The 12,368-nt window shown below is 56.9% G+C and carries 13 protein-coding genes; 5 read left to right on the forward strand and 8 right to left on the reverse strand.

The window, feature by feature from the left end; translation table 11 throughout:
- The first annotated feature begins 66 nt into the window (after positions 1-66).
- Together nhaB and dsbB are read left to right on the forward strand one after the other, a co-directional pair.
- Complete coding sequence (nhaB, locus tag V1572_RS16295; RefSeq protein ID WP_395299382.1) at positions 67-1,605, forward strand: Na(+)/H(+) antiporter NhaB; 1,539 nt, start codon at positions 67-69, stop codon at positions 1,603-1,605.
- A gap of 143 nt (positions 1,606-1,748) precedes the next feature.
- Entirely contained in the window at positions 1,749-2,279 is a 531-nt protein-coding gene (gene dsbB, locus V1572_RS16300) for a disulfide bond formation protein DsbB (protein ID WP_045908244.1), read from the forward strand.
- A gap of 125 nt (positions 2,280-2,404) precedes the next feature.
- Here dsbB and V1572_RS16305 read toward each other — a convergent pair whose 3' ends face one another.
- The 3 genes from V1572_RS16305 to V1572_RS16315 form a co-directional block, all read right to left on the reverse strand.
- Positions 2,405-2,845, reverse strand: a complete 441-nt coding sequence (locus tag V1572_RS16305; RefSeq protein WP_045908282.1) for a YcgN family cysteine cluster protein — start codon at positions 2,843-2,845, stop codon at positions 2,405-2,407.
- Positions 2,846-2,938: 93 nt separating this feature from the next.
- On the reverse strand, positions 2,939-3,598 hold the full coding sequence (locus tag V1572_RS16310; RefSeq protein WP_024909871.1) for a fumarylacetoacetate hydrolase family protein: 660 nt from the start codon (positions 3,596-3,598) through the stop codon (positions 2,939-2,941).
- Positions 3,599-3,645: 47 nt separating this feature from the next.
- Positions 3,646-3,921, reverse strand: a complete 276-nt coding sequence (locus V1572_RS16315; protein ID WP_395299383.1) for a YcgL domain-containing protein — start codon at positions 3,919-3,921, stop codon at positions 3,646-3,648.
- 123 nt (positions 3,922-4,044) lie between these two features.
- Between V1572_RS16315 and minC the strand changes: the two genes are divergently transcribed.
- From minC to minE, 3 genes are read left to right on the forward strand one after another with little or no spacing between them, the layout of a single operon-like run.
- Positions 4,045-4,752, forward strand: a complete 708-nt coding sequence (minC, locus tag V1572_RS16320) for a septum site-determining protein MinC (protein ID WP_395299384.1) — start codon at positions 4,045-4,047, stop codon at positions 4,750-4,752.
- Positions 4,753-4,775: 23 nt separating this feature from the next.
- Positions 4,776-5,588, forward strand: a complete 813-nt coding sequence (gene minD, locus V1572_RS16325; protein WP_008500505.1) for a septum site-determining protein MinD — start codon at positions 4,776-4,778, stop codon at positions 5,586-5,588.
- A 3-nt stretch (positions 5,589-5,591) separates the two neighbouring features.
- On the forward strand, positions 5,592-5,861 hold the full coding sequence (minE, locus tag V1572_RS16330; protein WP_008500504.1) for a cell division topological specificity factor MinE: 270 nt from the start codon (positions 5,592-5,594) through the stop codon (positions 5,859-5,861).
- A 73-nt stretch (positions 5,862-5,934) separates the two neighbouring features.
- Here minE and rnd read toward each other — a convergent pair whose 3' ends face one another.
- From rnd to V1572_RS16355, 5 genes are all read right to left on the reverse strand, one after another.
- The gene (gene rnd / locus V1572_RS16335; protein ID WP_111967062.1) at positions 5,935-7,062 is read right to left on the reverse strand and encodes a ribonuclease D; all 1,128 of its coding nucleotides are present in this window, start codon (positions 7,060-7,062) and stop codon (positions 5,935-5,937) included.
- Positions 7,063-7,133: 71 nt separating this feature from the next.
- A complete protein-coding gene (gene fadD, locus V1572_RS16340; RefSeq protein ID WP_074180385.1) occupies positions 7,134-8,819 on the reverse strand; it encodes a long-chain-fatty-acid--CoA ligase FadD in 1,686 nt (561 codons plus the stop codon).
- A gap of 203 nt (positions 8,820-9,022) precedes the next feature.
- On the reverse strand, positions 9,023-9,604 hold the full coding sequence (locus V1572_RS16345; protein ID WP_028018678.1) for a Slp family lipoprotein: 582 nt from the start codon (positions 9,602-9,604) through the stop codon (positions 9,023-9,025).
- A gap of 37 nt (positions 9,605-9,641) precedes the next feature.
- On the reverse strand, positions 9,642-10,337 hold the full coding sequence (gene tsaB, locus V1572_RS16350) for a tRNA (adenosine(37)-N6)-threonylcarbamoyltransferase complex dimerization subunit type 1 TsaB (protein ID WP_045908240.1): 696 nt from the start codon (positions 10,335-10,337) through the stop codon (positions 9,642-9,644).
- Positions 10,338-10,403: 66 nt separating this feature from the next.
- Positions 10,404-12,314 (reverse strand): ATP-dependent DNA helicase, encoded by a 1,911-nt coding sequence (locus V1572_RS16355; RefSeq protein ID WP_325841229.1) that lies wholly within the window; start codon positions 12,312-12,314, stop codon positions 10,404-10,406.
- Between the last annotated feature and the right edge of the window lie 54 nt (positions 12,315-12,368).

The following is a 12,368-nucleotide window of genomic DNA, read 5'->3' on the forward strand; positions in this document are numbered from 1 at the left end:
GCCTCCGGCCCGCGATTTTTGCGTATACTGATGTTTTGTCTTACTTGACGGGGAAGGACGTCTGTCGTGGAAATTTCATTTGGGCGCGCGCTGTGGCGCAATTTTTTAGGCCAGTCTCCTGACTGGTACAAACTTATACTTCTGGTGTTCCTGGTCGTAAATCCCCTCCTCTTTAGCGTGAACCCGTTTATGGCCGGGTGGCTGCTGGTGGCGGAATTTATCTTCACCCTGGCAATGGCGCTGAAATGTTATCCCCTTCTGCCGGGCGGACTGCTGGCGTTTGAGGCCGTCGTCATCGGCATGACCCGCGCTGAGCACGTCAAGGCCGAGCTGGCAACCAATCTTGAAGTGCTTCTGCTGCTGATGTTTATGGTGGCGGGCATCTACTTTATGAAACAGCTGCTGCTGTTTATCTTCACGCGTCTGCTGCTCAGCATTCCGTCGAAAATGTTCCTCTCGCTGGCGTTTTGCCTTGCGGCTGCCTTCCTGTCGGCCTTCCTGGACGCGCTGACGGTCGTCGCGGTGGTGATAAGCGTAGCGGTGGGGTTTTACGGTATTTATCACCGCGTGGCCTCCTCTCGTCCGGGCGAGGATTTGCAGGATGATAGCCACGTCGATGCGCATAACCGTGAGGTACTGGAGCAGTTTCGTGCCTTCCTGCGCAGCCTGATGATGCATGCCGGCGTCGGTACCGCTCTGGGGGGCGTGATGACGATGGTGGGCGAGCCGCAAAACCTGATCATTGCCAAAGCGGCGGGCTGGCACTTCGGTGATTTCTTCCTGAGAATGGCGCCAGTGAGCGTGCCGGTGCTGATCTGCGGTCTGGCGACCTGTCTGCTGGTGGAGAAGTTTCGCCTCTTTGGGTACGGAGCACAACTTCCGGAGCCGGTGCGCCAGGAGCTGCATAAATTTGATCTGCAGAGTCGACGCCAGCGGACGCGCCAGGAGACGCTGCGCCTGATTGCTCAGGGGATCATCGGCGTCTGGCTGATCGCCGCGCTGGCGTTCCATCTGGCTGAAGTGGGGCTGATTGGCCTGTCGGTCATTATTCTCGCCACCACCTTTACCGGCGTAACGGATGAGCATGCCATCGGCAAAGCCTTTACCGAAGCCCTGCCGTTTACCGCCCTGCTGGCTGTGTTCTTTGCGGTCGTGGCGGTGATTATCGACCAGCATCTGTTCGCGCCGATTATTGCTTTTGTCTTAAAGGCGTCGCCGGATGCTCAACTGTCGCTGTTTTATCTGTTTAATGGCCTGCTCTCGTCGATCTCAGATAACGTCTTTGTCGGGACGGTCTACATCAACGAGGCCAAAGCGGCCATGGAGCAAGGCGTTATCAGCGCCGGACAGTTTGAGCTGCTGGCCGTGGCGATCAACACCGGTACCAACCTGCCGTCGGTGGCGACGCCAAACGGCCAGGCCGCCTTCCTGTTCCTGCTGACCTCCGCCCTCGCCCCCCTCATACGTCTTTCTTATGGCCGGATGGTGTGGATGGCGCTGCCCTACACGCTGGTGCTCACGATCGTGGGATTGCTTTGCGTCAAAATTACCCTCATTCCCTGTACGCAATGGTTGATACAAGCGGGTATACTTGCGGCGCAGTAAATACTGCAACTCGGGCAGTTCGCTGCCCGTTTGCCTTTTCGCACGATAAACATCCAATTACGTTTTATTTCGCCAGGTACAGGTGGCGCGAAAAACGAATTCGTTTACACTGCGATTTCTAAGCATGTTCCAGGGAAATGATTATGTTGAGATTTTTAAACCAGTGCTCCCGCGGTCGCGGAGCGTGGTTGTTAATGGCCCTGACCGCCTTTGCGCTGGAAATGGTGGCGCTATGGTTCCAGCACGTAATGGGACTGAAACCTTGCGTACTCTGTATTTACGAACGCTGCGCCCTGTTCGGCATTATGGGTGCGGGCCTGGTGGGCGCGATTGCCCCGAAATCGCCGCTTCGCTATGCCGCTATCGCGATCTGGCTGTACAGTGCCTGGAAAGGCATTGAACTCTCCTGGCAGCACACCATGATGCAGCTGCATCCGTCACCGTTTATGACCTGCGATTTTGCCGCCCGCTTCCCGAGCTGGCTGCCGCTGGACAAATGGCTGCCGCAGGTGTTTGTTGCATCCGGTGACTGCTCAGTTCGCCAGTGGGAATTCCTGACCCTCGAGATGCCGCAGTGGCTGGTGGGCATTTTTGCCGCCTACTTCGTCGTGGCGCTGCTGGTGCTGATCGCTCAGCCGTTCAAACCGAAGAAACGCGATTTATTCGGAAGGTAAAAGCAAAACGGCAACCTCGGTTGCCGTTTTTAGTGTTTGCGCCCTCTCCCGTGGGAGAGGGTTGGGGTGAGGGCATCAGGCCGCACAAACATAATAAAAAACCCGCCTCGGCGGGTTTTTTAATCTCAGCGCGTCGGGTGGTTCATGATGTGGTCTTCCCAGTCACGCACCTCAGACTCTTTCACCGCAATGTGACGCACGGAGATACGCTCGCCGTGCATCGCCGCTTTTGAACCGGTCAGCAGCGGATGCCAGGCCGGCAGGTCTTTCCCTTCCGCCAGCAGGCGATACGCGCAGGTATGCGGCAGCCATTCGAAGGTGGGCAGATTATCCCGGGTTAACTTGATGCAGTCCGGCTCGAACTCGAAGCGGCGCTCATAGTTGCGGCACTGGCAGGTCTTAATGTTGAGCTGCTTGCAGGCCACGTTGGTGAAGTAGATTTCGTCCGTGTCTTCATCCATCAGCTTGTGCAGGCAGCACTGACCGCAGCCGTCGCATAAGGATTCCCATTCCGCATCAGTCATGTCGTCGAGAGTTTTGCTTTGCCAGAAAGGGATGTCGTTCATCAGGATGTCCACACGTCAAAAGAAAGCGCACCTTATAACGAGTCTGGCACGTCGTTGCAAGTTTTGCCGCCCTTTTCAGGCGGCAAGAGGAAGTTACAGCACGCGGGTTTTCAGCGACAGGCCGTTAAAACCGACCTCAAGTTCATCACCGCTCACGAGCGGACCAACGCCTTCCGGCGTGCCGGTCAGGATCACATCACCCGGTTTCAGGGTAAAGAAGCGGCTCATGTAGGCGATCAGCGGCACAATCTTATGGATCATGTCTGCCGTGGTGCCCTGCTGGCGGATTTCACCGTTAACCTTCAGGCTGAGCGGGGTATCCTGCGGATCGCCGGTAAATTCGCTCACCGGCACAAACGCCGAAATCGGGCAGGAATTATCAAACCCTTTGGCTTTTTCCCACGGCTGTCCGGCTTTCTTCATTTTGCCCTGCACGTCGCGTAGCGTCAGATCCAGCGCCACGCCGTATCCGGCAATCGCTTTCTGAACATGCTCTTCGGAAGCCTGACGCAGCGTCGCGCCGATCAGTACGGCGAGTTCAACCTCGTGATGCACCGAGCCGAGCCCCTGCGGCAGGGCCAGCGGCTGGCGGATATCGCAAAGCGCCGTTTCAGGCTTAATAAACAGAACCGGCTCTTCTGGCGTCGCACTGCCCATCTCCTGAATATGTTTTGCATAGTTGCTGCCCACGCAAACCACTTTGCTGACGGGATAATCCAGTAATGCACCTTGCCAGTTATGATGTTGATACATGGTCGACCCCTAAACGGTTGATGTGTTGTGCTCAAAAACAGTTGAGACTATTTTTTTCCGTTCGCCTCAAGATGCTCTTTTAATAAATTCTCCGGAGGCGGCGGAAGCTGTAAATAATAGCCCTGCTCGGCTAATGCCGTTTTCACTTTCTCCAGATCGGCATTCACCAGTTTCTTGCGACCATCAAGCGGCAGCAGCATCGCCATCTGCGGTCGGCCAAAGCTCTTCATTAATTCTTCAGGCACGCGTGAAAAATCGTCTTTCTTTTCGACATAAAGATAGGTCTGGTCACGGGTTGTACTTCTGTAGATCACACAAAACATGTTTTTACTCTGAATTAATGGGTGGTTGCTTGCCTCAATATACTCCTGACTATAACATGCCTGATACTCTTCGGAATATCGCAGCGAGTGGTTGCGGTTAATAGCAAATTGAGTAAGGCCAGGATGTCAAACACGCCCATCGAGCTTAAAGGCAGTAGCTTCACCTTATCAGTGGTACATTTGCATGATGCAAAACCCGAGGTTATTCGTCAGGCGTTAGAAGACAAAATCGCCCAGGCTCCCGCCTTTCTGAAGCACGCCCCTGTTGTGATCAACGTCAGCGATCTTGAGGCGCCGGTTAACTGGAAACTTCTCCAGCAGGCCGTCTCCTCCACCGGACTGCGTATTGTCGGCATCAGCGGCTGCAAAGATACTGAACTGAAAGCGGAAATCGACCGTGCGGGGCTGCCGCTTCTGAATGAAGGCAAAGAAAAAGCCCCCCGTGCGGCCCCCGTTGCCGTCGAAACGCCCCCTCCTGCGGCGCAAAACGTTACACCCATCACAAAAACGCGAATGATTGATGTGCCGGTTCGTTCCGGTCAGCGCATTTATGCACCAAACTGTGATCTGATTGTTACAAGCCACGTCAGCGCTGGCGCTGAGCTGATTGCAGATGGCAATATTCACGTATACGGTATGATGCGTGGACGTGCGCTCGCGGGTGCAAGTGGCGATCGGGACGCGCAAATATTTTGTACTCACCTGACGGCGGAACTGGTGTCCATCGCAGGTGAATATTGGCTGAGCGACAAGATCCCAGCCGAATTTTATGGCAAAGCGGCTCGCCTGCTTCTGGCAGACGACGCGTTGACCGTTCAACCGTTGAATTGATCCCTTTTTAACAAGGAATTTCTATGGCACGCATTATTGTTGTTACTTCGGGTAAAGGAGGCGTTGGCAAGACCACCTCCAGCGCGGCCATCGCTACTGGTTTGGCCCAGAAGGGAAAGAAAACCGTCGTTATCGACTTCGATATCGGCCTGCGTAACCTCGACCTCATCATGGGATGTGAGCGTCGCGTCGTGTATGACTTCGTGAACGTCATTCAGGGCGATGCCACGCTGAACCAGGCGCTGATTAAAGACAAGCGCACCGAGAACCTCTACATTCTCCCGGCCTCTCAGACGCGTGACAAAGACGCCCTGACCCGTGAAGGGGTAGAAAAGGTGCTCGACGAGCTGAAAAAAATGGAGTTCGACTTCATCGTCTGTGACTCCCCTGCCGGCATCGAAACCGGTGCTCTGATGGCGCTCTACTTCGCTGATGAAGCGATCATCACCACCAACCCTGAAGTTTCATCCGTGCGTGACTCAGACCGTATTCTCGGGATCCTCGCCTCTAAATCCCGTCGTGCGGAAAATGGCGAAGACCCGATTAAAGAACACCTGCTGCTCACCCGCTACAACCCGGGCCGCGTGAACAAAGGTGACATGCTGAGCATGGAAGACGTGCTGGAGATCCTGCGCATTAAGCTGGTGGGCGTTATCCCGGAAGATCAGTCCGTGTTACGCGCCTCTAACCAGGGCGAGCCAGTGATCCTGGATACAATGGCAGATGCAGGTAAAGCTTACGCCGATACCGTTGACCGTCTGCTGGGAGAAGAACGTCCTTTCCGCTTCATTGAAGAAGAGAAGAAAGGTTTCCTCAAACGCCTGTTCGGAGGATAAGTTATGGCATTACTGGACTTTTTTCTCTCGCGGAAAAAGAACACCGCCAACATCGCAAAAGAACGTCTGCAAATTATCGTTGCGGAGCGTCGTCGTAGCGACGCCGAGCCTCACTACCTGCCGCAGCTGCGTAAGGACATCCTGGAAGTGATCTGTAAGTACGTGCAGATTGACCCGGAGATGGTGACGGTGCAGCTGGAACAAAAAGACGGGGATATTTCGATTCTGGAGCTGAACGTGACGCTCCCGGAAGCGGAAGAGTCGCGTCCGTAGATTTATGATTTCGTAGCCCCGGTAAGCGCAGCGCCACCGGGGGAATATGCCGGGTTATCACCCGGCATATTTTTTATCGCGGATAACCTTCCAGCAGCGTATTCAGGCGATCGGCCATCAATTCCCCGCGCCATCCCGCCATCATTTCCGGTACGCCATTCTGCGGCTTCAGCTTCCAGTGCCAGTTCAGCAGCTGATTAATCTGACGGCGTGAGGCGAGCAGTTCCGCGCTCAGCTTGCTTTCCGTTGCCACCGTCTGCACCAGCGCTTTGATATCTTTAAACGCTTTGCGATAGCCCGGCATATCCATCAGGTTCAGCAGCGGTTCCGGCAGCGCGTCGTCGGGTAATTCTTGCGCTTTTGCGACCAGCGCCAGCAGGGTTTTGCCGTGGAAACGGATCTCACTGCCCGAAAGCCCAATGCTGTCCAGCTCGCCAAGGCTGCCCGGCATATAGCGCGCCACCGCCCAGAGATGTTCTTCGCGGACGACAAAGTTAACGGCCAGATCGCGCTCGCGCGCTTTACGCAAGCGCCAGTCTGCCAGCAGCTGCAGGCATGCCAGCTGACGCGTGCGCAGCTGCCAGGCGTTGCTGATGTCGCGCCAGGCCTCTTTCGGATCCACCACTTCCTGACGACGCTGCTGGGTCATACGGCACTCATCCAGCGCTGCCGGGAGCCATCCGGAGGCTTCCGCCTCTTTCATCAGCTGTCCAGCGATCGGCAGCAGGTAAAACACGTCAGCCGCCGCATACTCCAGCTGGCGGGCGGTAAGCGGACGCGCCAGCCAGTCGGTACGGGATTCGCTTTTATCCAGGGTCAGGCCCGTATACTCCTCCACCATGGCGGCAAAGCCCCATGAGAGCGGGCGACCGCTGAACGCCGCGAGGATCTGCGTATCAATCAGCGGCTGAGGCATGATGCCAAAGGTATTCAGAAAGACTTCCAGATCTTCACTGCCTGCATGCAGGTATTTCGTGACGGCGGTATCGAGCAGCAGGTCGCGCATCGGCGTCCAGTCGGTAATGCCGAGAGGGTCGATCAGCGACACGTTTTTACCGTCGTACATCTGAATCAACCCCAGCTGCGGATAGTACGTCCGGGTACGGACAAACTCGGTATCCAGGGCAATGGCAGGAAAGTCGCGCGTCACTTCGCACAGCGAAGCCAGCTCGTCGTTGGTCGTGATCATCTGGTAATTCAAATCGGATTCTCTTTTGTTTGCGCCCATAAAAAACGCCGGCTTAACCGGCGTCTGGGCGATTAACGTGTAGCTCAGGCCTTATTGTCTACTTTGGCACGGGCTTCGTCACGTAATTCTCGTCGTAATATCTTCCCGACGTTGGATTTCGGCAGCTCATCGCGGAATTCCACCAGCTTCGGCACTTTATAGCCCGTCAGCTGACGACGACAAAACGTTACCAGCGCTTCCTCGGTGAGAGAAGGATCTTTCTTGACCACAAATATCTTCACCGCTTCACCGCTGCTGCCGGAAGGCACGCCGACCGCTGCCACTTCGAGTACGCCGCTGTGCTGCATGACTACGTCTTCGATCTCATTCGGATAGACGTTGAAGCCGGAGACCAGGATCATATCTTTCTTGCGATCGACAATGCGCAGGAAGCCCTCGTCATCCATCACCGCGATATCACCGGTATGCAGCCAGCCGTCTTTGATGATTTCGTCAGTCGCGTCGGGACGCTGCCAGTAGCCCAGCATCACCTGTGGACCTTTGACGCACAGCTCACCCGGCTCACCCGGCGCAACTTCATTATCGTTATCATCGACCAGTTTCGCTTCAGTGGAAGGAACGGGCAGACCAATGCTTCCGCTGTGGTAGTCGATGTCATGCGGGTTAACGCTGACCAGCGGCGCGCATTCCGTCAGGCCATAGCCCTCGAGCAGATACTGACCGGTGAGCTTCACCCAGCGCTCGGCCACCGCCTGCTGAACCGGCATACCGCCGCCCGCAGAGAGGTGCAGCGTGGAGAAGTCCAGCTGCTGGAACTCTTTGTTATTAAGCAGCGCGTTGAAAAGGGTATTTACCCCAGTCATGGCGGTGAACGGGTATTTTGCCAGCTCTTTCACCAGCCCCGGGATATCACGCGGGTTGGTAATCAGCACGTTTTGACCGCCCAGCTCAATAAACAGCAGGCAGTTCATGGTCAGTGCGAAAATGTGGTACAGCGGCAGCGCCGTGATGACCAGCTCTTTGCCGGGATGAAGCAGCGGCCCGTAGGTTGCGTTGACCTGCTCAAGGTTCGCCAGCATGTTGCGGTGGGTCAACATAGCGCCTTTCGCCACGCCGGTGGTGCCACCGGTATACTGCAGGAAGGCGAGATCTTCTGAGACCACTTCCGGCTTGACGTACTGCATCCGATAGCCCGCATGCAGCGCGCGGCGGAAGGAGATAGCGTCCGGCAGATGGTATTTTGGCACCAGACGTTTGACGTATTTGACGACAAAGTTAACCAGCGTGCCTTTGGCGGTAGAGAGCTGGTCCCCCATGCGCGTCAGGATGACGTGTTTCACCTGGGTTTTGTCGACCACTTTTTCCAGCGTATGGGCAAAGTTGGACACAATGACAATCGCAACCGCGCCGCTGTCGTTCAGCTGATGCTCCAGCTCGCGCGGGGTATACAGCGGGTTGACGTTGACGACGATCATCCCGGCACGCAGGATACCGAACAGCGCCACCGGGTATTGCAGCAGGTTCGGCATCATCAGCGCGACGCGATCCCCTTTTTGCAGCCCCAGCCCTTCCTGCAGATACGCCGCAAACGCCCGGCTGCGCTCCTCCAGCTTACGGAACGTCATCACCTCGCCCATATTCACAAATGCGGGCTGATCCGCGTAGCGCCTTACCGAGTGTTCAAATAATTCCACCAGGGATTGATAACGGTCAGGATTGATCTCAGCAGGAACATCTGCGGGATAACGGTTAAGCCAAACCTTCTTCAATGCATCACCTCTGAAATGAGTGTTCGTCGTCATCACAACCCCGATAATAAACAGTTTGTTAACATTATATTAACTCAGCGTACCAGTTTATTAATTGTTCAGATTTAAGGTTGCGAAGCGCGTCACTCTTTTTTTTCGTTTTATCCGTAAAAAAACAGAGACAGCGGCTGAGCCGCTGTCTCTTTTCTAACAATAACAGTAAGTTACTCAGTAACGATCGTCTGTACCTGTGCAGGTCCCGGGTTATACCAGCCCCAGCCCGGGTAGCCATAGCGATAGGGATGCGGACCCCACATCCACGGATCGATCGGCTGCGGCGGCATGATCACCTGCTGGGCCAGCCGCCAGCGCTTGTATCCGTTGACCTGCATGGTCATAAATTTATACGGCGTGTTGCCGATTTTGCCCTGTACGGCGCCGGTAATCGGCCCGACGACGGTCACCAGCTGTCCGCGAAAATCGACCGGATCGAGGAACCCGCTGACGTCCGCATAGATACGTCCCCGGGAGGCCTCGCCCAGTACAGGCCGCGCGCCGCTGTCCAGCGGAACGGTGGCGATCTCCAGGCGGGTTTTCCCCTGCTGGTTTTGTACGTCAATCACCTTACCGCCAAAGCGCGCTTCCTGGCCCACGTACAGCTCAGGCGCATTCATCACCCGAACCAGATCCTGCTGTGGCGTCGGGCTGCTGCCCTTAATCGCATCAGGAACGGAAACGCATCCGCTCAGTGCTATGGCAACCGCGCCTGCCATAATAAGGCGTACTACTTTAGTCTGAACCGCCATGATGCGACTCCTTTTTCTCAGTTCCTGTTACTGAGATTCACTCGCGGCCCGGAAGTTTCTTCCACGCGACGGTGTTTCGCAAATAAACCGGTTCCGCCTGTTCAACAGCCACGGTTTTGCCTGCTGCGAGCAACTGGCTGGCAATCGGAAGCATATCTTCCGCAGCCGGCAGAAGCATGTTGCCGTCCACCAGCGTCAACCCGGTGTCGTTCGCCATCTCAGGCCACGCTGGCCAGCCCGTGCCGACGGTCGCCCACTCGCCGGACAGCTGCTTCAGTCGTTCTGTCACCGCTTCTGGCTTAAGCACGGCCTCCGTCTCTTCACCGTGCCACACGCCCTGCTCGTCACGGGTGTATTCGGCCCAGTAGACTTCGCCCATGCGGGCATCAATCGCTGCCAGGACGCGCGTTGCCCCGGTCGTGCGCCATGCGCCCTGCGCCATGGTGGCGAGGGTAGAGACACCGATCATCGGCAGTTCGGCGCCCAGCGCCAGCCCCTGCGCAATGCCAATCCCGATACGTACGCCCGTAAAGCTGCCGGGGCCGCGGCCAAAGGCCAGCGCGTCGAGGTCGGTTAAGGAGGTGTTTCCCTGGGTTAAAATGGCTTTTACCAGGGGCAGAATGCGTTGGGTGTGTTCCCGTGGGCACTCTTCGAAATGGGCAGAAACAGCACCGTCGTTCAACAGGGCAACAGAGCAAGCCTCTGTCGCGGTATCAATAGCCAGAATTCGCATCGGTCGTCGCGCTCTCGCAAGGGTCAGTCACAAAATGGCGCGCATCTTAGCACACTCCGGGGTAAATTACTCCGCCGTTGGGTTTGCCAGGAAACGCACCGCGCGTTTTATGTCCCGCGTCCGCGGCGCGGGCGGCAGGCTTGCAAGGAAAGTCGCACCGTAAGGACGCATCACCAACCGGTTATCGCAGATGACCAGCACGCCGCGGTCTGTGACGTCACGGATTAGGCGCCCTACCCCTTGCTTAAGCGTAATGACCGCATCCGGCAGTTGAACCTCGTCAAACGGATCGCCGCCGCGCAGACGACAGTCATCCATCCGCGCCTTCAGCAGCGGATCGTCCGGGGAGGTAAACGGTAGCTTATCAATGATCACCAGCGAAAGCGTGTCGCCGCGCACGTCCACCCCCTCCCAGAAGCTGCTGGTTGCGACCAGCAGGGCATTACCGGCACTCACGAACTGCTGCAGAAGCTGGCCTTTGCTGGTTTCGCCCTGCAACAGCACCGGCAACGTCATCGTAGCGCGAAACTGCTCGGCGAGGTCGCGCATCATGGCGTGGGAGGTGCAGAGCATAAAGCAGCGGCCGTTATTGGCCTCGATCATTGGCTTCAGCATCGCCGCCAGCAGACGGGCCGCACCCGGCTGGTTGGGAAGCGGCAAATTGCGCGGCACGCAGAGCAGCGCCTGCTTTTCGTAATCGAACGGGCTGGGCAGAAGCAGCGATTCCGCCTGCTCAATGCCGAGGCGCTCGGTGAAGTGGTGCAGATCGTCATTCACCGACAGGGTTGCCGACGTAAAGATCCAGCTGCCCGGCTTCTGCGCCATCACCTCTTTAAATTTATCCGCCACCGTCAGCGGCGTCAGCGCCAGGGTAAAGTGGCGCGAAGTGCACTCGTACCAGTAGCTGTAACCCGGCTGGTTAATCTCTTTCAGCCGTTTGAGCCGCCCGCGATAGAGCGTGGCGCGCTCGAAGGCCGCATCCAGCAGCGCGGAGCGGCCGAGTGACAGTTTTGCCACGTCGTAGCAGAGCTCAAGGGCATCATCGAGCAGCAGCAGCGCACGCTGGATGTTTTTATCCGCCAGCAGCTCGCGCAGGTTACCGCGATAGCCCGGCTCGCCGAGCTGTAAACGGAAATCCTGCGCGCTCTGCGCCAGACGGTCGGCGCACTTCTGCAGCTGCTGGGTATCTTTGAGTTCGGTCCGGTAAGCAATGGTGAAATCTTTCGCCAGATCCTGCAGCTGACGGCTGGAGAGCGACTGACCAAAGTACTGGCTGGCGATGTCCGGCAGCTGGTGGGCTTCGTCGAAGATCATTACGTCCGCTTCCGGGATCAGCTCGCCGAAACCGCTATCCTTGACGACCATATCCGCAAGGAACAGATGGTGGTTCACCACCACCACATCCGCATCCATCGCCGTTTTGCGCGCTTTCACCACGAAGCAGTCTTTATACAGCGGGCAGTCGCTGCCGAGGCAGTTGTCGTTGGTGCTGGTCACCAGCGGCCAGGCGGGAGAGTCTTCCGGCACGCTCGCGCAGGTGCTGATATCGCCCTCTTCCGTCTGGTTCGCCCAGGCGCGAAGGATAATGACGTCGCTCAGGGTTTGCACCGGCAGGTCGCCGCCCGCCAGCGCCTGCTGCTCAAGGCGTTCCAGGCAGAGATAGTTGGATCGCCCCTTCAGCAGGGCCAGACGGCCTTTATATTTCAGCGCTTTTGCCACGGTGGGTAAATCGCGGCTGTAGAGCTGATCCTGCAGCGCCTTCGAACCGGTGGAAATAATCACCTTCTTTTTCGCCCGCAGCGCCGGCGCAAGGTAAGCATAGGTTTTACCCGTGCCGGTACCGGCTTCGACCACCAGCGGCTGAGCCTTATCGATGGCGCGTGCAACGGCGTGCGCCATCTGTCGCTGAGGCTCACGGGGTTTGAAGCCGGGGATAGCCTGCGCTAATTGACCTTCAGGGGAAAAATCGTCTGCCACGGTGCTCTCTCACTGTATTTTTGCACAGGGATTATGTCAGCCCATCCACTCATG

It is taken from the genome of Enterobacter quasiroggenkampii, assembly GCF_043972695.1.
GTDB classification, from domain to species: domain Bacteria; phylum Pseudomonadota; class Gammaproteobacteria; order Enterobacterales; family Enterobacteriaceae; genus Enterobacter; species Enterobacter quasiroggenkampii.

Excerpts from the sequence above, each read along its gene's own strand:
- minC (WP_395299384.1), top strand. The coding sequence starts at position 4,045 with ATGTCAAACACGCCCATCGAGCTTAAAGGCAGTAGCTTCACCTTATCA.
- V1572_RS16345 (WP_028018678.1), bottom strand. The coding sequence starts at position 9,604 with ATGGCGGTTCAGACTAAAGTAGTACGCCTTATTATGGCAGGCGCGGTT.
- dsbB (WP_045908244.1), top strand. The coding sequence starts at position 1,749 with ATGTTGAGATTTTTAAACCAGTGCTCCCGCGGTCGCGGAGCGTGGTTG.
- V1572_RS16305 (WP_045908282.1), bottom strand. The coding sequence starts at position 2,845 with ATGAACGACATCCCTTTCTGGCAAAGCAAAACTCTCGACGACATGACT.
- minE (WP_008500504.1), top strand. The coding sequence starts at position 5,592 with ATGGCATTACTGGACTTTTTTCTCTCGCGGAAAAAGAACACCGCCAAC.
- V1572_RS16315 (WP_395299383.1), bottom strand. The coding sequence starts at position 3,921 with ATGTTTTGTGTGATCTACAGAAGTACAACCCGTGACCAGACCTATCTT.
- minD (WP_008500505.1), top strand. The coding sequence starts at position 4,776 with ATGGCACGCATTATTGTTGTTACTTCGGGTAAAGGAGGCGTTGGCAAG.
- tsaB (WP_045908240.1), bottom strand. The coding sequence starts at position 10,337 with ATGCGAATTCTGGCTATTGATACCGCGACAGAGGCTTGCTCTGTTGCC.
- V1572_RS16310 (WP_024909871.1), bottom strand. The coding sequence starts at position 3,598 with ATGTATCAACATCATAACTGGCAAGGTGCATTACTGGATTATCCCGTC.